Annotated in this window: 13 protein-coding genes; 3 read left to right on the top strand and 10 right to left on the bottom strand. The window is 60.0% G+C overall.

What is annotated here, in order from left to right; translation table 11 throughout:
* Positions 1 to 160 precede the first annotated feature (160 nt).
* From M9Q49_RS35030 to M9Q49_RS34995, 8 genes are all read right to left on the bottom strand, one after another.
* The gene (locus M9Q49_RS35030; RefSeq protein WP_254514002.1) at positions 161 to 2,881 is read right to left on the bottom strand and encodes an aminoglycoside phosphotransferase family protein; all 2,721 of its coding nucleotides are present in this window, start codon (positions 2,879 to 2,881) and stop codon (positions 161 to 163) included.
* Positions 2,878 to 3,618, bottom strand: a complete 741-nt coding sequence (locus M9Q49_RS35025) for a hypothetical protein (RefSeq protein WP_254514001.1) — start codon at positions 3,616 to 3,618, stop codon at positions 2,878 to 2,880. Before M9Q49_RS35025 ends, M9Q49_RS35030 begins: the two co-directional genes overlap by 4 nt.
* Positions 3,615 to 4,787, bottom strand: a complete 1,173-nt coding sequence (locus tag M9Q49_RS35020) for an AAA family ATPase (RefSeq protein ID WP_254514000.1) — start codon at positions 4,785 to 4,787, stop codon at positions 3,615 to 3,617. Before M9Q49_RS35020 ends, M9Q49_RS35025 begins: the two co-directional genes overlap by 4 nt.
* Positions 4,784 to 5,434: a hypothetical protein gene (locus tag M9Q49_RS35015; RefSeq protein ID WP_254513999.1), complete on the bottom strand. Its 651-nt coding sequence runs from the start codon at positions 5,432 to 5,434 to the stop codon at positions 4,784 to 4,786. The genes M9Q49_RS35020 and M9Q49_RS35015 overlap by 4 nt, the downstream gene beginning before the upstream one ends.
* A gap of 86 nt (positions 5,435 to 5,520) precedes the next feature.
* Positions 5,521 to 5,988, bottom strand: coding sequence for a tRNA (adenosine(37)-N6)-threonylcarbamoyltransferase complex ATPase subunit type 1 TsaE (gene tsaE, locus M9Q49_RS35010; protein WP_254513998.1), 468 nt, complete (start codon positions 5,986 to 5,988; stop codon positions 5,521 to 5,523).
* Positions 5,985 to 6,911 carry a thiamine-phosphate kinase gene (gene thiL, locus M9Q49_RS35005; RefSeq protein ID WP_254513996.1) on the bottom strand — a complete coding sequence of 309 codons (927 nt, stop codon included), beginning with the start codon at positions 6,909 to 6,911 and terminating at the stop codon, positions 5,985 to 5,987. The genes tsaE and thiL overlap by 4 nt, the downstream gene beginning before the upstream one ends.
* A 10-nt stretch (positions 6,912 to 6,921) precedes the next feature.
* Positions 6,922 to 8,283 carry a toxin-antitoxin system YwqK family antitoxin gene (locus M9Q49_RS35000; protein ID WP_254513995.1) on the bottom strand — a complete coding sequence of 454 codons (1,362 nt, stop codon included), beginning with the start codon at positions 8,281 to 8,283 and terminating at the stop codon, positions 6,922 to 6,924.
* A 68-nt stretch (positions 8,284 to 8,351) separates the two neighbouring features.
* Positions 8,352 to 8,684 (bottom strand): hypothetical protein, encoded by a 333-nt coding sequence (locus tag M9Q49_RS34995; RefSeq protein ID WP_254513994.1) that lies wholly within the window; start codon positions 8,682 to 8,684, stop codon positions 8,352 to 8,354.
* Positions 8,685 to 8,871: 187 nt separating this feature from the next.
* Between M9Q49_RS34995 and acs the strand changes: the two genes are divergently transcribed.
* Positions 8,872 to 10,821, top strand: coding sequence for an acetate--CoA ligase (gene acs, locus M9Q49_RS34990; RefSeq protein WP_254514051.1), 1,950 nt, complete (start codon positions 8,872 to 8,874; stop codon positions 10,819 to 10,821).
* A 54-nt stretch (positions 10,822 to 10,875) separates the two neighbouring features.
* Here the strand turns inward: acs and M9Q49_RS34985 are convergent, their stop codons facing one another.
* Positions 10,876 to 11,799, bottom strand: coding sequence for a hypothetical protein (locus tag M9Q49_RS34985; protein WP_254513993.1), 924 nt, complete (start codon positions 11,797 to 11,799; stop codon positions 10,876 to 10,878).
* A gap of 62 nt (positions 11,800 to 11,861) precedes the next feature.
* Positions 11,862 to 12,740 (bottom strand): UDP-N-acetylmuramate dehydrogenase, encoded by an 879-nt coding sequence (murB, locus tag M9Q49_RS34980; protein ID WP_254513992.1) that lies wholly within the window; start codon positions 12,738 to 12,740, stop codon positions 11,862 to 11,864.
* Between the two features lie 256 nt (positions 12,741 to 12,996).
* Between murB and M9Q49_RS34975 the strand changes: the two genes are divergently transcribed.
* Positions 12,997 to 14,721: an alkaline phosphatase family protein gene (locus tag M9Q49_RS34975; RefSeq protein WP_254513991.1), complete on the top strand. Its 1,725-nt coding sequence runs from the start codon at positions 12,997 to 12,999 to the stop codon at positions 14,719 to 14,721.
* Between the two features lie 399 nt (positions 14,722 to 15,120).
* The coding region (locus M9Q49_RS34970) for a beta strand repeat-containing protein (RefSeq protein ID WP_254513990.1) at positions 15,121 to 21,288 on the top strand (6,168 nt) is incomplete at its 3' end.

Here is a 21,288-nt window from a genome sequence, read left to right as displayed (position 1 = left end):
CAACTGCGCAGCGACTTAGCCGCCAGTCGCTCACGAATGCCTAAGGAAATACAGAAGGAAGAACGCAGAATCCAGAACGAAGACGGCACGAGATACCGACGAGTCCAGAATCAACAAAGCTGATTTATTCTGCGTGCTGCATTCTTACTTCTTCATTCCGCTACGTCGTAACGACGCTCACCAGCGATGCGCTGAAGGCATGCAAGGTGCGTCGAATCGAGTGTGGCGTCTCCTGTAACGCCGGGGTGCCGGTGAAATAGGGCGAGCCGAACAGGCCGTGCGTGCTGCTCCAACCGGCCGTTTCGCCGTCCTGCAGAATCAGCGTTAGCTCGGCGACCTGCGGGTTGCTGCTCCGCAGATGAAGCAAGCCACGCGAATCGAGCCAGGCTTGGCTGCCGTCGTCCCAGGTTGCTCGTTGCAACAGATATCCGCTGGGAGCGTCGACGTTGGCAAACGGCCGCAGCTGTGGCTGCCGAACCTCTGACCGGCCGCTATCTCGCCACCGCATCCGCGGCAGAGCGTCGAGCGTCAGCTCGAGGCCCTTGCGGCTTCTCAGGGCCAGGTCTCCTCGGGCCGTCACATAAATGCCGTGGAAGTGCTGCCGCAGATTGACTTTACTTCCCATGAACTTCGCCACGTGCTCCTCGGCGAAGTAAGCTGGGTCGCCCCAAACTTGCCGGCAACCTAGCTTATCGAGGCGGACCACCACCTGCTTTCGATCTTTATCCTGCAGCACCAACGTCCGGTTGTCGCGTGATTGCGCCAGCAAGGTGACGGGCAGCGTATGGCCGGTGATCAGTTGGCTCGCATGCCCCGAGATCAAATCAATCGCATAGCCGTCGCAACGAATGACCTGCGGAACTTCGCGCTCGCCGGCGATTCCCAAAATCTGATGAGCCGGAGTCGATTTGAGTGTATAGCCTGCCGTCAGGCCGATCTTGTCGCCCCGAACCGTGATCGCACCGACGAACTGCGTGCCGTTGCGGAGAAAATACCGGCCGCCGAGGTGCCGGTCGACCACTTTGCACGTAGCCAGTTCCTCGCCCGACCAGGCAAAAGCCACCGCGCGATGCGGTCCGATCAAAAAGATGTGCTCCGCCGTCGCCGTTACCGTGGTGAACTGCTCCTGATGGTTGTGTTTCAGCAGGGCCACACTTACATCTCGCTCGCCAGGCCAAACCTGCAGGGCATACAACCCACGGACCGACAACGTGCCGACCACCGCCCGATAGGGCGCGTGCTCGCTGACGCTATCCGCCCACAACACCCGGCCCCGCGGCATGTTGTCGGCCAACTGCTGCGGACCGATGACGGTGTCCGTCCACCAAGTGAGTCGGTAGTCCTTATAAATCGCCAACACGCCTTGATCGCCGATTGACCAGGCCCGCTCGATCGACAGGTCATGCGGAATTCGCAGCGGTACCTCTTTTAGCCGGCAGAACGCCGGCAGTTTGCCGTCGCCGGTCACCAGCGGCACGAGCGGTTTGCGGGCCGGCGTGAGAATCTCCGCCAGATCGAACCGGCATTCGCGTTTGAGAACCATCTCGCGCAGGCCGAGTTCCATCAACCGCACCCGGCCGGCGCGGTTGATGGCGGCGATCCAAGCGCCGTCGAGATTGGCGGCCCGCAGTTGCTTGCGGAACTCCTCATCGGCGAGCGCATCGTCGCTGGTGACCAGCACCACATCGCTGGGCAGATTTTCGCCGTCGGCGTTTTTGAGCTGCAATTGCTGAATGGCCGGCAGAGCCTTTCCGAGGTGAAGATCGGTTTCGAGCGCGGCGAGTTGTTGCTGCAAGCCGTCCTTTCGCGTCAGATCAACTTCGACCAACTCCTCGCCGCGAGCCCGATAGGCTTCGATCGCCAGCCGTTCGTCGCCGGCCGCCGCCAGGGCTAAGCCGACCGAAGTGATGAACACTCGCGGCACGCCCCACTGCCGCAACCCACTGTCGAGCACGATCATCCGTCGTAGCGGCGGTGACTTTGGCGGCGTCTCGCGGCGGTAATAAAGAGCCTCGCCGGTCGCAATCCGGACGGCCAGCGTCAGATCATCGTAGGCCAGTTCGCTGAGCAATAGTCGATCGAGCGCTCCCCGGTTGGCGATGTCTGAAACCCCTCCCAACGGCAAATCATCCGGCTCCGCGAGTGGCCGCGGCAAGGCAATCGCGGCCAGCAACTGACGAGCCAGTCGCGCCACACCGCCGAGTTCCTCGTCGTCGTTCAGCTCCGTCAGCAGCATCCGCACCCGCTGGCCGCTAGTGTACTCCACTTCCAGCGGCGCGGGTTTTACTTCCTGCTCGAGGCCCGTGTCGCACCAGGCAAGAAATTCGTCCGGATCAAAACGCTCGAGCGCACTCCGCAGCGACATGAACGTGTGCCACAGATCGGCGGGCTTGCGTCCCAAGTTTTCTAGCTGCAGCGCCGGCTTGGCGAGCAACTCCACAATTTCGTCGGCAGTCTCGACATCGGTCTCGCGGTTCGGCTGATCGGCGAACAGGTACCACAGCAGTTCGCTCTTCCGCTGAGCGGTCTGAAACAAGTCGCGAGCAACTTTGTGTACGTCCTCCAAGCGATCTAGCACTTCAACGACGCCGCGAGGCAAACCGCTCGCCGGATAAAGATCCTCGAGGGCTCGTTCCAGAGCGGTACGACTTGCGTGCCAACTCTCGCGACAGGCCGACAGAATCAACAGGACCACCGTCAGCTCGGGCAAGCCGCGGCCGCTGTTCGGCTGCGACGCGAGGACAACGGCCAGCTCTTGTCGCAAGGTAATCGTGGGACCATCGAGCCAGGCGATGGCACTTTGCTCGTCATCCCAGTGCCAAAACTCCGGCCGAGGCGGCGCGAGATACGAACGGGCAGCGGCGATCTGGGCGGGAGTCATTTGTCATGCACTCCCGCTGCCGTCGCCCGCACCGCAGCCCGGCGGGCGGCGACGAAGTCATCCTGGCGAATCAACTCCCACCTGCCATCGGCATACCAGAGGGCGAGGTCGTGGTCGCCGAGTTGCAATACGCGGCGGATGATCGCGACTTCGACGGCCGGCGACCAATGCCAACCGGCCGCCGTAAAAATCCCTTTCTCTTCCCAAAATCGCTGGCCCGTGAGCGGGGGCAGCGGCGAGCCGACGATGAGGACCTGATTGTCGCCGTTCATGGCGAATTTCAGCGGATTCAACCGAACCTGCGCTGCGCTCAGCGCGTATTGCTCCCAATCGCGGAGCGAAGTCAGCAGCGCAGTCGTTTCGCGCTGAACGGTATCGCGCACGAGCGACAATGTCAGCTGCGGCCAAGTGCCGCTGACGATGCGCAGCGGCGGTTGTTCGGGCTGGATGAAATCGCGGAGCTTTCGCCAAGCTCCCGTCGGCAGCCGACCACAAGGAAGCAGCGAACCAGTCGAAAAAAGTTCGTCGCGCTCGCGAATATCAAATCGTTCCAAGCCGGGCGTTTGCCGCAAGCGCAGTTCATCGGCGTCATTCAAGGCTTCGCCGCGGAGCCAGACTTGCTCGCCGACAACCAGCGCTTCGGCGCCGCTCAAAAAACGAAGCGACGCCAACCCGGCCACAGCGGTCAGCGGCAACGAAGCAGCCCAACCTGCGTTCTCGCTGCGGCGATCGCTCATGCCGAAGTTCCTCCACTTTGCTGCCACAGCTCTTCGAACTGCCGCTGCAAATGTTCGCGCTGTTGCTGAGCGGCAACCCAAGGAATCCGCCCCGCGAGAATGCTTAGTTGGTCGCGAAGCGTTGAACGCTCTGGGGAATCGGTCGTCGCAGCGGCGAGCTTGGTTTTTAGTTCATGCAAATCGCGGGCAAGGGCTTCTAGATCGGGCAATATGCCCTGCGAGCGCGGATGCGCCGACGACTTCTCTTGCTCGCTGGCTTTATCGACGGCTTCCTGCACGATGGCGGCGAGAACTTCGCGCTGTTCTTCGGTATCCCAGATGTAGCGGAGAATCCATAGGTCGGTTTGCGTGGCGACATTTCTGCCGCAGAGCAGCGCACTCGCCGCAACCAGCCGTTGCAACTTCACGGCGCGGCGATCGGAAACGGGAATGCCGGCCTGGCGAAGCCTGAGGATCAATTCGGTGTACGCCGGCCGAAGCGGCACGAGATCGACGTGCGACAACTGCTGCTGTAACCGGCGAATTTCATCGGCAGAAATCGGATTGGTGACCACTTCGTGCTTGCGAGCATCAAGCTGCCAACCGGCGACTAGAACCTCGCTCAGTTGATCGCCGGGAATGTTGTCGCAGTGCACTCGGAGCAAGAACCGATCGAAGAGTGCGCCGAGCGTTTCATCTTCCGGCAACCGATTGCTTGCGCCGACGACCATCAGCGTCGGCAAGTGGCGTGTCTCGCGACCGCGGCGAAAGATCCGCTCGTTCAGCACCATCAGCAGGCTATTCAAGATCGCACTGTTGGCGTTCAGCAACTCATCGAGAAAAACAAGCGACGCCTCGGGCAACATCCCTTCGGTGTTCGTCAGCAACTCTCCTTCGCGGAGCTTGCGAATGTCGAACGGCCCGAAGAGTTCGTTCGGCTCGGTGAATCGCGTGAGGAGATAGTCAAACACCTTGCCGTCGAGCCGGCGCGAAAGTTCGCGGACAACGGCGCTCTTCGCCGTGCCAGGCGGGCCGAGCAGAAAGAGGTTTTCGCCGCCGGCGAGACACACGCCGAGCAGGTCGACAATCTCGTCCTTGCCGACAAAGGCCCGCTTGAGCGGCGACAGCACGTCGTTCACCAGTCGTTGGCCTAGATGCGGATCAAACTTCGGTTGCACTTCAGCAGTCATGCGGCAGGAACTTCCTTGGGTTCTTCCAGACTCTTCGACAATTTTCCCGCCAATTGCGGAAACGCCCCCACCGCTCGTCGCGCCGCGAGTCGGACTCGCGGATCGGCCAGCCGAGATTCATCGCCGGTTTGCAATACGCGATCGAGATACAACTGCCACACGCCGGGGTTTTCGGCGAGCGCGGTGACGCGTGTTTTCCCCAGCTCATTGAGTTCGACACCGGCGATGCCCACCGAGGACAACGGCCAGCAACTGCCGAGATCGAGCAGGCAGCGAACCAGCGGATCGTCGTGCGACCGCGCTCGTGCCAGCCGCACCAGGTCCGGCAGAAAACGGAGACACAGGTCGACCGAAAATTGTTCGCGAGCGCCGGCCAATTCCGGGCCGTGCAACGATTGCTGCAATCCCGCGACCGGCGTATCGCGAAAGACCAAGACCTGAGCACTGCGGTAGATGGCCATCGCTCCGAACAACGCCGATGTTTGATCGAGCGGCGGCAGGTCGCGCGGCAGTTGTTGTCGCCAGGCTAGGTCGTGTTGCTCGAGCAAGGCCCACAACTGCGGATCGTCGAGCGCGATGTCTCCCTCGGCCTCAACCGTCACCCGGCTGTGGTGGAAAAGTTGCTGGAGAAAATGAGTAAGGGGCATGATTTGGTTGTAACTGCTGGTGCGTGGCGAAGCGAGTTGCCATGGCAAGAGAGGAGTAATTCTAAAGCCGGTAATCCACCGGGGCGTTAGAGCGCGCGCAGCGCGGCGATGACTTGGCCGAGCTCGTCACCGATGGCTTCGATGCGGAACTGGCGAGTTTGTTCGCCGGTCACTTCGATTTGAATGAGGAGATAAGAATCAGGGAGCGCGGGTTCGACCTTATCGGCCCATTCGATGAGCGTGAGGGCCGCCTCGTCGTAGAGTTCATCGGTGCCGAGCTCGCGGAATTCGTCGGCGTCGTGCAGGCGGTAAGCGTCGAGATGGTAAAGACGCCGCGAGCCGTTGTATTGCTGGCAGAGGACGAACGTCGGGCTGGTGACATCGGCGGGGTCGATGCCCGCCGCCGCGGCCAGGCCCTGGACGAAGCGGGTCTTGCCGGCTCCGAGAGTGCCGCAGAATGCGATCGTCGCGCGCTGCGGCAAAACGCTGACGAGCATGGCCGCCAGGCGATCGGTATCGGCCAGCGAATTTGAGCTGAAGACGTACTCACTCAATGCTCGTACCCTCGCGGCTCGAGCGGCAGAACTTCGCCGCTTGGCAGTTGCTGTTTCAAACCAGGCTCGGCCGTGAACGTGCCGATTTGCGTGAGTTGGACTCCCAGCGGTTGTTCGCGCAGCAGACGATCGGCTTCGCGCGGAGGAACGGCGAGGATCAATTCGAAGTCTTCGCCGTCGGTAAGTGCATGACGCCAGGCTGCGGCGAGATCTTCGCCGCAATGCTCGGTCGTTGCGAGCGTGAGCGGAATGTGTGCGAGCTCAAGCAGCGCACCACAACCGCTGGCCGAGCAGATTCGCGACAAATCGAGGGACAAGCCATCGCTGACATCGATGGCAGCATGAATCTCGGCACTCAATTGCTGCAGCAGCAGTGCCTCGCGCACGCGTGGCGTGAACGTAAGATGCCTTCCTTCGATGCTGCGGCCGAATTGGCCCGTCACGAGCACGGCATCGCCCGGTTCAGCGCCGCTCCGCAGCCAAGCCTTACCAACAGGCACTTCGCCGAGCGCGGTGACGCTGATCACCAGCGGCCCGCTCCAGCTATTCGTATCGCCGCCGGCAATCGCGCAACCCAGCTCTTCAGCGAGCGGCAACAGCCCCTCGAAAATGCCTTTCGCCATGGCCAATGCTTGTTCAGCGCCATCTTTCTTGCTCACTGCGATCGAAACAAACGCCGCCACGGGCTTGGCCCCCATCGCGGCCAGATCGCTCAGATTTACCGCGAGCGCTTTGCGTCCCGCGGCAGCGGCCCCGCATTCGTTCAGCAGAAAATCGGTGCCGTCCATCAGCATGTCGGTGGTTACGACGGTTTGCTGTCCCGTTTGCTGCGCTAGGAGCGCAGCATCATCGCCAACGCCGAGCGGGATGTTTGTTGCCGCTGGAATTCTTTCGCGCAACCAGCGGAGAAATTCGAGTTCCATAACCTCTAGATTAACCAAACGGATCGACGATGCGCGCTGGAAAGGGATTGTTGTAGCGTTCGCCCTCGGTTCGTCCGGGCCGCGGCGTGAAGATCAGCTTATTCCCTTGCTGCTCGACGCGGCAGCCCGTGGCCTGCAGCAACAAGCCGAGAGCATCGCGGCGGCGGTACGTGGCGTGCTTTTCCGAGGTCGTTCTCCCGCGGCGAGGTTCTTTGGGCAACAGCACTGAGTAATCAAACTCGATGCTCGTCTCGGCCAGGAGTTGATCGATTGCGATCGGGACGACATCGTGAGCACTCACGGTGAACACATTGACCCGCGTTTCCCACTCGTGGGCTTGCGTGCTGCCTGGTTCGAATGCAACCTGCGCGACACCCGTGCGATCGATAAACTCTTCGCCATCCTCGGCGGGCACCAGCCAAAGTTGGCCGTAGCGATAGTCGAAACGAAAACCGTTGGCGAGAGTTTCTTCGCAGAGCGTCGCGGCGAGTAACCCAGGACTGTTGAAGTCGAGCCAAGAGTCACCCTCGCGATTCTCCCGAAACACAACGGCTTTCTCCGGGTTGCCGAGAAATCCCAGCACCGAATAATCACCCCTGCCATCCTCGTACCAATTTCCTGACTTGGCCGTTTCGAAAAACTTCGCCAGCCGCTCATCGTCGACATACGGGCTCCGCAGCCAGGCGATAAAGTGCTCGACAATCGGTACATCGTTCCAAAGGACAAGATCGCCGTGACGGTACTCAGCCGTGCGAAGAAGTTCGCCGCTGGGTGAGGCCCATTTCCGCTTGACGTGACCATTGATGCTGTCCCACTCCGAAGTGACCACGACATGTGGATTTGGAAGTGGGCGCGCCCATTCTTCGCCGGGTAATGTCAGCGGCGCAAGATAGGGAAATCCGGGCGGCGTTGGCGATCCGTACCGTTCGCTTATCAAGAATCGCCACGTGCCATGCGGCGCATTGTCTCGGTACTGTCCCTCCGTAACCCATGTCGTGCCGTCACCCGCGCGAAAGGGGCCGTGCATTTTGCCGTGCCGATAATACCCCTCGATCAAGACTCTTCCCTGCTCATCAAAGCACTGTCGTAGACCGTGTAGTTCTCCTTCGTAATACGTGGCCAGATAGTGAGGTCGGCCATCGCGCTGAATTCTCAGAGGTCCGTTGAGAACTGCCTTGCCCCGCCAATCGCGGCGATAAGTGGCGATCTCGACTTCTTGAAAAAGAGGGTTTTCAGCGCCACTCGATGATAAATGCCTTTCTTCCCAAGGCCAGCGATACACCGCAATGGCGACCGCCACCAGCGTGATCGCGAGCAACAGCGTGCGCAGGCTGAAGCGAAGAGGAGACCAGTTGCGCGTGGGTGTTGTCATGAGTGGGCCTGCCAACGTCGCGAGCAATTCTACGCGTGCCGGCAGCATAATTCATCTTCTCGGGCAACCTAACGTCGGTCGTAGGAAATAATGGGAGTGTAGCCCAGGTTCTCGAGTTCGGGCCGCAAGTCAGGTACGGGTGGATTCCTCATTAAATCCTGCGACATGATCCAAATGACGTGAACTTGATTGTTCTCGCGCTGAACGTGCACCCTGACAACGCCCGGTTGTGCGCTCAACCAAGTCTCCAGCGACGAATCGTCTGCGGGCAGACGACCACATTTGGCCTGAATGCCGTAGCCATAGGAGGGCTTGATTGCCTTTGCGCCGATTCCGACGATTGCCGACAGAGCGCAGACCACGGACAGGCCGATCAATAATGTTCGCAGGGAGAATCGCATCTCCGCCATTCTACTTTCTCAACCCAGCGGCGAGCTCTATTTATCGGGTGGCGACCGGCTGGGCTGGGCGACAATCGGCCACTAGTTAATGGGTTGTTTTCCAGCGATGATACTACCGGTCCGCAGGGAAGCGGGCGCTTTCGACTCTCCAGGATTTGTGAAACGTGTGAAGCAAGGGCGAACGGCGATGAGCGGTGGTCAGATCGATTCGGTGATGCAAGAAGACCGGAAGTTTCCCCCCACGGCAGACTTTCAAGCCGCGGCGAAGATTGGCTCGTTCGCGGCCTACGAATCCCTGTACGAAGAGTCGATCCGCGATCCCGAAAAGTTCTGGGGCGAACTCGCGAGGAAAGATCTCCATTGGTTCAAGCCATTCAATAAGGTGCTCGATTGGCAACCGCCGTTCGCCAAGTGGTTTGTCGGCGGCACGACCAATGTCAGCTACAACTGCCTCGATGCCCATCTAAATAGTTGGCGCAAGAACAAAGCCGCCTTTATTTGGGAAGGTGAGCCCGGCGAACAGCGGACGATTACTTATGCTCAGCTGCATCGCGAGGTTTGCAAGTTTGCGAACTCGCTGAAAAGCCTGGGCCTCAAGCCCGGTGATGTAGCGACCATTTATATGCCGATGGTGCCGGAGCTGGCGATTGCCATGCTCGCTTGTGCGCGAATCGGTGTGGTACATAGCGTGGTCTTCGGCGGGTTCTCGGCCGAAGCGATTGCCGATCGCAACAACGATGCGAAAGCCAAAGTCGTCATCACGGCCGATGGCGGTTGGCGCCGCGGCAAGTTGCTCGAATTGAAAGCGACCGTCGATACCGCGCTGGCGAAGTCGCCGACGGTGCAGAACTGCGTGGTCTTTCAACGGGCCAAAAACAATGTGGCGATGAAGGACGGCCGCGATCATTGGTGGCATGACATCACCGCCAAGGCTTCGGCTGATTGCCCGGCCGAGCAACTCGACAGCGAACATCCGCTGTTCATCCTTTACACCAGCGGTTCCACCGGCAAGCCGAAGGGCATCCGCCACACGACGGCAGGTTACAACCTGTTCGTGAAGAAGACCTTTGAATGGGTCTTTGATTATCGCGACGACGACATTTTCTGGTGCACGGCTGATTGCGGTTGGGTCACCGGTCACAGCTACATCGTCTACGGCCCGTTGTCGGCGGGCGCTACGACGGTAATGTACGAAGGGGCTCCGAACTGGCCCGAAGAAGACCGCTTCTGGGACATCATCGAACGGCATCGCGTAACGATTCTTTACACGGCCCCGACGGCGATTCGGGCATTCATCAAGTGGGGCGATCATCACGTCGACAAGCATGACCTCTCGAGCCTGCGGCTGCTCGGCACGGTCGGCGAAGGGATCAATCCCGAAGCGTGGATGTGGTATCACCGCAAGATCGGCGGCGAGCGTTGCCCGATCGTCGATACGTGGTGGCAGACTGAAACGGGCGGCATCATGATGAGCCCGCTCCCTGGCGCCATCGCGACCAAGCCCGGCAGCTGCACCAAGCCGATGCCCGGCGTCGTGCCGGTGCTGCTCGATGAGCAACTGCAACCGGTCGGCCCCAATCAAGGCGGCATGCTCTGCATCGCCAAGCCGTGGCCTGGCATGCTTCGCGGCCTGTGGGGCGATGACGATCGCTATGTGCAGCAATATTGGACGAAGGTCCCCGGCAACTATCTGACCGGCGACAACAGCCGCGTCGACAACGACGGCTATTACTGGATCATGGGTCGCATCGACGACGTGATCAACGTCAGCGGCCATCGTCTGAGCACCATCGAAGTCGAGAGCGCTCTCGTCAGCCATCCGAACGTCGCCGAAGCCGCTGCCGTCGGCCGGCCTGATGAACTGAAGGGTCAGTCGGTCGTCGTCTTCGTCACGCTCAAGAGCGGTGAAGCCAACGATGCGTTGAAAACCGCGATGAAGCAGCACGTCCGCAAGGAAATCGGTGCGCTCGCGGTGCCGGACGACATTCGCTTTACCGGTTCGCTGCCGAAGACGCGCAGCGGCAAGATCATGCGGCGGCTCTTACGCGATATCGCCGCCGGAAAAGAATCGGTGCAGGATACGAGCACGTTGGAAGATTACAGCGTGCTGGCGAAACTCCGCGGCGATGAAGAGTAAATCTTCGTAACTTCTCCGCTCCAGGCCGGACCAATAGTCCGGCCTACTTTTTCTCTAGAGTGGTGCTCGCCGCGGCCGGGTGGCGGTGCGGGCGGGCATCGGTGTCGTGCCGCCGCTGAGATCGACGGGCGGCGCATCGCGGTCGTCTTTCAGCTGCCCGTGAGCATGAGCGGCAATCGCTCGTTCCACTTTCACTGCCGGCAGCGGTTCGCCGGCCGTTTCTTGACCTGGCGGATTTCCCCAAACGCAGCGGCCACCGTTGCGCGTTTGCAGTTCGTAGCTGATTCTGCCGTTCGTATCTTCGCTCACCACGATGCGATACAAACCGAGCGCCGACCAACGATCACCCCAGGCCGCTGCGATCTTGGCGGCTGCAGTCACGCGAGGATTTCCCCAGTCCGTGCCATACGGTCCCGCCGGCGCGGTGTCGCCAGCGTCGATCCGCAGCAGGTCCGGCAAGTTGCGAGCGGCAAAGGCTTCGCTGGGCGAGGGCAGCAGCGTCGCTTTCTCATCAATCAGCAGTAGCTCGGGCCGGCCGCGGTAAGCAACCTCGACGGTCGCCATCGGCTTGCGATATTCCAGATCGACGATGACCTGCGCCGGATACGACTTGCGAACCTGCTTCACTTGAGCAACCCAATTGTGCACGGCAAAGGCTCGGCGCACGCGATCGAGGAGCGCCCGTTCGCGCAGATCCATGCGAGTCAGCCCGCCGTCGCGAATCGCTTCGGCTTTGACGTCTCCCTCGATCCAAGGTGGCTGCGAAGTGACTAGCAATTGCTCGGTGGTGACTTGATAAGGCTCGGAAGCGAGCGAAGGTTCGCCCCAACGCTGCCACGCTTCTTGAAAGCCCCAATAAGCCGCGCCGCAAAGGATGATCAAGCCGACCAGTGTGCGATAGCGAGGATGAAACAAGACAGAAACCACCGACGGACTGCTTTCGACAGGCTTCGCCGGTGGCGGGGTATTTTTTTTCATGTGCGAACTCCATTTCTAAACACTCTTCGCTCCGCAAAGAGTTCTCTCTGACAACTCGGCGACTACCAAACTTCAATCGCCAGTTCCAAATCGATGCCATTCCGATCGGCAACCACCTTGCGAATGTGCGCGATCAGATCGAGCACGTCGCTGGCCTTGGCTTTGCGGCCGGCCACGAAGTAGTTGGAGTTCCGATCGCTGATCGATACATCGCCGCGGCGCTCACTCTTGAGGTCGGCTTCGTCGATCAGGCTGGCGGCAGTCCGCCCGCCAGCGTCCTTGAAAATGCAGCCCGTATTTTGATCGCTGAGAGGGAGAGAGGCCTTTTTCAGGATCCACTGCTGCTGCATTTGTTTCGTCAGCCAGGCTGGATCGCCGGGCTCTAGTTCCAGTTCGGCAGACAGAATTACCAAGTCGTCGAGACTGCTGGCGCGATAACCGAAACGCAGGTCTTGCTTCTGCCGAGTTTTGACTTCGCCGGTCGTCGACAACACCGTTGCTGAGACCAGCCATTGACCGATGTCGCCGCTGTGCGTGCCGGCGTTGGTGTGCAACGCGCCGCCGAGCGTGCCCGGAATGCCGGCGAGCATTTCAATGCCGGCCAGTCCTTCGCGAACGGCTGTTGAGACGACATGGCCGAGCTTCGCACCGCCGCCGGCGGTGATGCGCCGACCTTGATGAGTGATGTTGGCAAAAGCGCCAGCCGTCAGTTGCACGACAACGCCCTTCACGCCTTCGTCGCGCACGAGCAGATTCGAGCCACCGCCGAGAACTCGCAACGGCAAGCTATTCTGCTGGCAGCGCTTGACCAATTCCACGAGCTCGGCCTGCGAAGTCGGCTCGGCGAAGTATTGCGCCGCTCCGCCAAGTCGCAGCCAGGTGAACGGAGCCAGCGGCTCCTGCTCGCGAACGAAATGTTCCAGTCCCGTCAGAATTCCCATGCCCGCCTGGTGCTCCAGAAAAGCCGTGCTTCAAAACCGTGATTTCAGCCCGCACATTCTAACGCAATCCGCCGCGCCCGTCATTGCCGATGCAGCGGATGATAGCACCTCGCGACAGCTTGACGCATTTCCTTGCACATTCTTTAGCCAACCTTCGCGGGCTGCTCGCTTGAGCCCCCTAGCGAACGCAATTATAGTCACGAGTCTCCCCTTGGCCCTGCCGCTAGCAACAACCTTCCTTCCACTGGTTTGCCGCATGCCTGTTCGCTTGCTTTCGATCGGTTCTTTTTTTTCGCTGCTAGCCCTCGTCTTATTTGGCTCGGCGCAGGCCCAGGAAAAGACCGGACCGCGACTGATGGTGGTCGTTAGCGTCGATCAGTTCTGCCAGGACTACCTCATCCGTTTTCAGGACAACTTTCCCGAAGACACGAAGCAGAGCTTCTTTCGCAACGTGCTGCAGAACGGCGCTTTCTATGCCAACTGCCATCACGCTCATGCGATCACCATCACGGCGCCGGGGCACTCGGTGCAGCTGACGGGCGCTTATCCGGGCACGACCGGCGTGATTGAAAACGATTGGTTCGATCGCGCGACGGGCAAGATTCGTTACTGCGTTTCGGATCCGCTCGTCGAAATCATCGGCATCACCGGCGGCAAGCCGATGTCGCCGCGGGTACTGCTCGTCGATACTGTCGGCGATCGCTTGAAACTCGCCAACAGCCAGTCGAAGGTCTTCGGCGTGGCGATCAAGGATCGGGCTTCGATCTTGATGAGTGGCCATCGGGCTGACTGCGCATTTTGGATGGAAAAAAATCAGTGGGTCACATCGACCTATTACCGCTCCGACCTGCCGGGCTACTTTCGCAATATGAACGACGCCAAAGCCGTCGAACAATTCCGCGGACAGACTTGGGAGTTGCTGCTACCGAAGGAGAAGTATCACAACCAGCAGTTCGCCGACGACAACGTGCATGAGAACCCCCCGTCGGGATGGACGGCTGCGTTTCCGCATGCGATGGCCAAGGCCGGCGAAATGACGGCCGACAAATATGGCGATCACGTTTTGTTTTCGCCCTTCGGCAACGACTACACGCTGCTCGCCGCGCGCACGGTCATCGAAAATGAAAAGCTTGGCGCCGATGACGCTCCCGATTTGCTGACGATCAACTTTTCGTCGAACGATTACGTCGGTCACGCCTTCGGTCCGCTGAGCCTGGAAGTCGAAGACATTACCTATCGCACCGACCGCCAGCTAGCCGGTTTTGTGAAGTATCTCGATGAGCAAGTCGGCGCGGGCAAGTGGACCTTGGCTCTAACGGCTGATCACGGCGTGGCGCCAATTCCAGAATTGGTCGCCGAGCGCCCGCAGGTTGGCGAACGCACACTCCCCGCCAAGCGCAACCCGATCGGCGATTCGAAGGTCATTAAAGAGACGCTCGAAAAACTCCTGCGGCAAGAAATCAAAGTAAAAGAGCTGCAGGATCCAAAAACGAAAAACGTGATTCTCGATCTCGACTCGAATCAGGTCTATCTGAACTACGACCATCCGAACTTGAAAGCCAATCATCTGGTGCAAGCCCGCGAGCTGATTCGCGATTGGCTGCTGCGGCAGAACTACGTCGCCGCCGCATACACGCGCGAAGAACTCCTCGCCGGCGGCGATGCTCGGCTGCTCGCCAAGATGCGTCTCAGTTTCAATCCGCAGCGCAGCGGCGACGTGCAGTATTGCTACACGCCTTACTCCATCCCCGGCGTGTCCGGCGCCAAACCGCGCGGCACGACCCACGGCAGTCCGTGGCATTACGACACGCATGTGCCGATGCTGCTAATCGGCAACAGCATCGTCACGGGCAAATACGAACGCCGCATCAGCCCGGCTTTCCTCGCTCCCACGGCATCGCGACTCCTCGGCGTCGATTCTCCCGGCGGCTGCCAGGAAGATCCCCTGCTCGAAGCCCTGACGCCGAAGGCGAAGTTTTGAGCCAGTCGGCTAAGAATATAACAGGGAATTGCGATTTGCATTTTAGCCTAAGCTATTCGTGCAGAAGGCCTTAGGAAAAACGCAGACGCGATTTTCATAACCCCTCGTCCTTGTTTTTTCAATCCTCAAGATATCGACTGAAGTCGTTTTTTAACAACGACTTACTTGCGAAACCCTGACAGACGGCCAGTCTGATGACCGCCCGTCGAAAGGCGAAAATTTCGCTAATCGTTGGATATTTTTCTTGACCGTCGTTATACTCCTCACGACTACTGCAGATTCCGCCATCGCTGCAATCTGAACGGCTTGGTTTCGTGGGAACAGAGAACCAAGGCTGGTTGTATTTGTCGGTAGCCAGCAATCTCCATCTATTCTCTCTGTTTTCTCGGTAGCCTCTTCATGCTGAGCCGCACCCGCTCTCTGTACGCTCGTTTCTTGGGTCGATTGGGTAAAAACCCCCGCAGTAAAGACGCTTCAAGCGCGAAAAAACGCCGCGCGTTTTTGGAAGCTCTCGAGCCGCGGATGGTGCTGCATGGCGATACGTCGCAAGAGATTTTGCCTCCCGACGCGCCCACCGACGTGTTGACGCCGGTGGCATTTATCAATCAGGGCAAGCTGGTTGTGCGGTCGGCGACTGGTTCGGAATACAACAACGAAATCATCGTCAAGCAGGACGGCGAAGGGAACATTCTCGTCACCGACGTCCTCTTGCCCTTTGATGGCACGACGATTCCCGGCGCGGAACTGCTGGAAGATCAGCACACGCTAAAGATTCCGCTCAGCGCGATTCCGACGCAGCAGTTGCACGTGTTTGGCGGCAACGGCGACGACACGCTGCGCGTCGATATGTCGCATGGCAACGCGATTTTGGAGAACGGCCTGTTTTTCTACGGCGGTGGCCAGAACAGCACCGACCCGGGCGATCAGATCATTTTGGAGAACGGCGAGGTCGACAGCGTCGATTACTCGTTCGTCAACGATAACGACGGGTCGATCGCGGTCGATGGTCACCTGCTGACCTACGTGGGACTTGAACCTGTCATCGATAACCTTTCGGCGACGACTCGTAGCTTTACATTTACGGGTGGCGCGGAGACGGTATTGATCAGCGACACCGGTGGCGCCGACGGGGTGACGACAATCAACAGCACGCTGGGCGAATCGGTGGCTTTCACAGCGCCGACCACGTCGCTGACAGTGATCACCAATGGCGGCGACACGGTGAACATCAGCGGCTTTGATGCTGCGTTCAACACGCCGCTGATTTCGCTCGAAGGGACAACGAGCACCAACACCTACAATCTGGGCACGGGCAACGTCATTCCCGATGCGACCAACGTTAACCTCGCCGGCAATGCAGCGCTGGTACTGAATGCCGCGAACGGCGAAACAATCGGTGCGTTGTCGTCGACCGATGCCACGCCAACGGTGACGCTGAACCAAACGTTGACGACCGGCAACGCCACGAACTCGACGTTTTCGGGCGTGATCTCCGGAGCGGGCGGTCTGACCAAGGTCGGCACGGGAACGTTCTCGCTAACGGGCACGAATACCTACACCGGCGTGACGGCGTTCAGCGGCGGTATTCTCAATGCAGCCACGATCACCGATTACGGCGTGCCGGGCGCGCTCGGCGCGCGGCTCGCTGCGCAAGAGACCGCGGCGGGCGACGGCATGGGTTTCGTGTTCCGCGGCGGCACGTTGCAGTACACGGGCGCCACGCCGCAGAGCACGAATCGCCAGATTCGCGTGCAAACGACCGGCGGCACGATCAACGCCTCGGGCAGCGTCGCCGCGGCCACGCTGACATTTTCCTATAGCGGAACGAATACGAACTGGTTCGACACGGGCGGCCAGCGCACCTTCACGCTAACGGGCACGAACACCGGCGCGAATACGTTTGCGCAGCAGATTACCGACCAGTCGACCAACCCGACGAACCTCACCAAGGCCGGCACGGGAACGTGGTGGGTGACCAACAACGCGAGCAACTACACAGGTATTACTGCCTTCAACGGCGGCATTTTGAATGCTTCGACCGTCACCGACTACGGCGTGGCGAGCGCGCTCGGTGCGCGACTCGCATCGCAGGAAACCAGCGTCGGCGAGGGGATGGGCTTCGTCTTCCGCAACGGCGGCACACTGCAATACACGGGTGCAGTCGCCCAGTCGACGAATCGCCAGATTCGTGTGCAAACGACTGGCGGTGGGCTCGATGCATCGGGAAGTGTGGCGACCGCGACGCTGTCGTTTACCTACAACACGACGAACACCAACTGGTTCGATACCGGCGGCGTTCGTACGTTCCGCTTAGGCGGTACGAACACCGGCGCCAATGTATTCGCGAATCTGATTACCGATCAGGCGGCTAGTCCCACGAGCATTACCAAGACCGGCGCGGGAACCTGGAACCTGACCAACACCGCCAGCACCTATACCGGCGTGACGGCGTTCGAAGGGGGTATTTTGAATGCTGCTACGATCGCCGATTACGGTGTGCCGAGCAGCTTGGGTGCCCGCACTGCAGCCCAGGAAACTGCAACGGGCGACGGCATGGGTTTCGTCTTCCGCGGCGGTACCTTGCAGTACACAGGCGCGGTTCCGCAGTCGACCAATCGCCAGATTCGTGTGCAGACGACGGGCGGCATGATCGATGCTTCAGGAAGTGTGCCAACCGCGACGCTCTCGTTTACTTACAACACGACGAACACCAACTGGTTCGATACGGGTGGCGTGCGAACCTTCCGCTTGGGTGGCACAAACACCGGCCCGAATGTCTTCGCCAACATCATCATCGATCAGGCAGCCAGTCCAACTAGCATCACCAAGACCGGCGCGGGTACTTGGAACTTGACGAACACGGCCAGCACCTACACCGGCGTGACGGCGTTTGAAGGCGGCATTCTGAATGCTGCCACGATCGCCGATTACGGTGTGCCGAGCAGCTTGGGTGCCCGCACTGCAGCCCAGGAAACCGCAACGGGCGACGGCATGGGTTTCGTATTCCGCGGCGGCACGTTGCAATATACGGGCGCGGTCGCACAGTCGACGAATCGTCAGATTCGCGTCCAAACCACGGGCGGCACGATCGATGCTTCCGGTAGTGTGCCGGCCGCGACGCTCTCGTTCACCTACAACACGACGAACACTAACTGGTTCGATACGGGTGGCACGCGCACGTTCCGCTTGGCTGGTACGAACACCGGCCCCAATGTCTTCGCCAACATCATCATCGACCAGGCAGCCAGCCCGACCAGCATCACCAAGACCGGCACGGGCACTTGGTACTTGACCAACACGGCCAGCACTTACACCGGTGTGACAGCGTTTGAAGGTGGCATTCTCAATGCCGCGACGATTACCGATTACGGCGTTGCAGGTAGCCTCGGCGCGCGTCTGGCAACGGCAGAATCAACGGCTGCGGAGGGGATTGGGTTTGTCTTCCGCGGCGGCACGTTGCAATACACGGGGAGCACTGCGCAGTCGACCAATCGTCAGATGCGCGTGCAGACCACGGGCGCAACAATCGACGCTTCGGGATCGATACCAGCCGCTTCGTTGAGCTTTACCTACAACGCGGCGAATACCAATTGGTTTGATACGGTGGGTGTCCGTACGCTGACGTTGACGGGCACGAACACGGGCGCAAATACGTACGCACAGATCATTGCCGATCAAACCCCTAACGCGACGAACCTGACGAAGTCGGGAACAGGTAGTTGGACGGTAAGCGGTGTGAATACCTACACCGGCGCCACAACGGTTAGCGACGGAACGCTGCGCAACGGCAGTGCGAACACGTTTACCTCGAAGGGGGTGTTGAACATGTCCGGCAACGGCGTGTTCGATCTGGGTGGTTTCAACGCGGCGTTTACGAATGTCGGCACGAGTGCGACTACCAATACGATCACCAACAACGGCGCGAATGCCGCGTTTACTGAATCCAATCAGTCGAGCACCATCAGCGCACTGATCACCGATGGCACTGGCGTGCTGACTTTCAATCTCGCCAACCCCAATGCCAACGTCACTCCATTCTTGCTGACGAGCCCGAATACATTCTCGGGTGGTCTGCTGTTGCAAAACACTGCCGCCGGCACACGATTGCGCATCAATGGCGCAGTTACCACGGTGGGTACGCCGGGCGCGATTGTGAGCAGTCCGTTTGGACGCGGCGCGATCACGATCGGCAGCGCGGCGACCGACAAGGCGCAAATTCTGTTCGATACCGCCGCCAATATCACGCTAGTCAACAACGTGATTGTCAACACGGCCCTCGGCACCGATCAACTCGGCGGCATCCGCATCGATACGACCGGCAACGTGATGTCGGGCACTGCAACCGCCAACCTGGCCCGCATCAAAGTGATGGGCGCAGGTGCGATGACATTCACTGGCCAATTGACAGGAACGAATGGCCTCGAAGTGCTCGCCTCGGGCGGCGTGACGCTGAATAACGCAACCGCCAGCCCCAATAACTATGCCGGCAACACGCTGGTCGGCGTGATTGGGCGTTTGAATCTCGGCGCTGCCAATCAGATTCCCAACGGTGCAACGGCGGGGCTCACGCAGGTCGATGGCACGCTCAATCTCAACGGTTTCAGCGACACCATCAACGGCCTCGCGGGCCAGGGCGTGGTCGACGGCATCAGCGGTACGCCGACATTGACGTTCGGCGACAACAATGCGACCGGCAATGACTTCGGCGGCACGATTCGCAATACGGCCGGCACGCTCGGAATCGCCAAGATCGGCACCGGGGTGCAAACCATCAGTGGTACGAACACCTACAGCGGCCCGACCGACATCAATGCTGGAACGCTGCAAACCGGAGTCAACGTTCCGGTTCCAAATTTTAGTTTCGAATCGCCAGTCCTCACGCCGGTTAACACCAATTCTTACAACAATGCGACTGCCACCTGGACCTTCCTGGGCCTTAGCGGTTTGATCAACGGCAATGGCGGCGGTTTCAACCCCGCTGGCCTGGTGAATGGCAATCAGAACGGCTTTGTGCAGACACTCGGCAACTTCTCGCAGAGCATTACGTTCGCGAGCGCCGGAACTTACACGCTCCGATTTTTGACCGAGTCGCGCAGCAGCGGCGCGAATCCTTTCAACGTGCGCGTCGACGGCACGGTTGTCCTCGCCAATGTCACTCCTGCTTCGAGCACTTCATTCAATCTGGTCACAATCCCCGGTCTCGTGCTGACTGCCGGCGCCCACACACTGCAATTCGAAGGCTTGGAACCGACGCTCGATCGGACTTCGTTCATTGACTATGTGACGATCTCGGGCTCGGGCAATAGCAATGCCATTCCCGATACCTCGGTGGTAACGGTGGCGGCGACGGGCGTGCTGGCTCTCGCCAATAGCAACGAAACAGTGGGTCCTCTCAACGGCGCTGCAGGCAGTAGCGTGACGCTGGGCAGCGGTAACCTCACGATCAACAATACCGCGGCTGGAACCTTTGCGGGCAGCATCTCCGGCACGGGTCTCGTCGCCAAGAGCAACACCGCCACGCAAACGCTGAGTGGCGCAAGCACTTACACCGGCGCTACCACGGTAACCGCCGGTACGCTGTCGGTAACCGGCTCGCTCGTGAGTGCGCCGACGGTGCAGACTGGCGCCACGTTGACCGGCACCGGCACGACCGGCCTGCTGACGATCAATTCCGGCGGCACGCACGCGCCTGGTACCGCGATTGGCACAACAACCGTCAACGGCAACTACGTCGAAAACGGTGCGTTGCAGATTCAAATCGGCTCGCCTTCGGGCAGTGTGGCGGGCACCGACTACGACCAGGTAAAGGTGCTGTCATCGGGAAGCGTTGCCATCGGTGCGTCCGCAACCTTGGTGGTGACCTACACCGGCGCTGCGGGCACATTCAATCCCGGCAGCGGCCAGGTGTATGTGATCATCGACAATGATGGCACCTCGCCGGCAGATACAACGGGAACATTCAACGGATTGCCCGCCGGCGCGACAGTGATGGTTGACGGCAAAGCCATGACTATTCAATACAACGGTGGGGATGGAAATGACGTCGTGCTGGTCGGACCAACGGCATCACTCTACGTCGATGATGACTTCCCGGCGTCGGGTGTGGTTGATGGTGATCGGGAGACTCCCGGGGTGCAGTCGGCGACGATGGGGGTGAATGCGTTTCAGTCGTTGGCAGCGTTGTTTACGGCGCTGCCGAGTTACAGCGGTGTGATCATTGTGAATGGTGGTGACTATTCGGCGACTCCGGCGGCGCTCGCCGGTGGTGGCGATGTGACGCTACGGTTGGTGCAGGATCTGACGCTGAATGAACTCAACGTGACGCTGGGCGCGCTGACAGGTAGCGCCGGTGATCAGATCGTGACGCGGTTCTTTAACTCGGCGAATGCGAATTTGATTTTGACGAGTGGGTCGTTCCCGGGCGTGATCAGCGGCACGGGCAACGTGGTGAAGAGTGGCACCGGCGCGGTGACGCTCAGCGGCACGAATACGTTCAGCGGTTTGACCGATGTGCAGGCCGGGACGCTGCAGATTTCGAATGCGAGCGCGCTCGGTACGACGGCGGGC

The sequence above is a fragment of the Anatilimnocola floriformis genome (assembly GCF_024256385.1).
GTDB lineage: Bacteria > Planctomycetota > Planctomycetia > Pirellulales > Pirellulaceae > Anatilimnocola > Anatilimnocola floriformis.
Note: the sequence above shows the minus strand (reverse complement) of the source record. Positions and strands in the feature narration are given on the sequence as shown.

Bases quoted from the DNA above. Each gene is read 5' to 3' on its own strand.
- M9Q49_RS35030 (WP_254514002.1), bottom strand. From the start codon at position 2,881: ATGACTCCCGCCCAGATCGCCGCTGCCCGTTCGTATCTCGCGCCGCCT.
- M9Q49_RS35025 (WP_254514001.1), bottom strand. From the start codon at position 3,618: ATGAGCGATCGCCGCAGCGAGAACGCAGGTTGGGCTGCTTCGTTGCCG.
- M9Q49_RS35020 (WP_254514000.1), bottom strand. From the start codon at position 4,787: ATGACTGCTGAAGTGCAACCGAAGTTTGATCCGCATCTAGGCCAACGA.
- M9Q49_RS35015 (WP_254513999.1), bottom strand. From the start codon at position 5,434: ATGCCCCTTACTCATTTTCTCCAGCAACTTTTCCACCACAGCCGGGTG.
- thiL (WP_254513996.1), bottom strand. From the start codon at position 6,911: ATGGAACTCGAATTTCTCCGCTGGTTGCGCGAAAGAATTCCAGCGGCA.
- M9Q49_RS35000 (WP_254513995.1), bottom strand. From the start codon at position 8,283: ATGACAACACCCACGCGCAACTGGTCTCCTCTTCGCTTCAGCCTGCGC.
- M9Q49_RS34995 (WP_254513994.1), bottom strand. From the start codon at position 8,684: ATGCGATTCTCCCTGCGAACATTATTGATCGGCCTGTCCGTGGTCTGC.
- acs (WP_254514051.1), top strand. From the start codon at position 8,872: ATGAGCGGTGGTCAGATCGATTCGGTGATGCAAGAAGACCGGAAGTTT.
- M9Q49_RS34985 (WP_254513993.1), bottom strand. From the start codon at position 11,799: ATGAAAAAAAATACCCCGCCACCGGCGAAGCCTGTCGAAAGCAGTCCG.
- murB (WP_254513992.1), bottom strand. From the start codon at position 12,740: ATGGGAATTCTGACGGGACTGGAACATTTCGTTCGCGAGCAGGAGCCG.
- M9Q49_RS34975 (WP_254513991.1), top strand. From the start codon at position 12,997: ATGCCTGTTCGCTTGCTTTCGATCGGTTCTTTTTTTTCGCTGCTAGCC.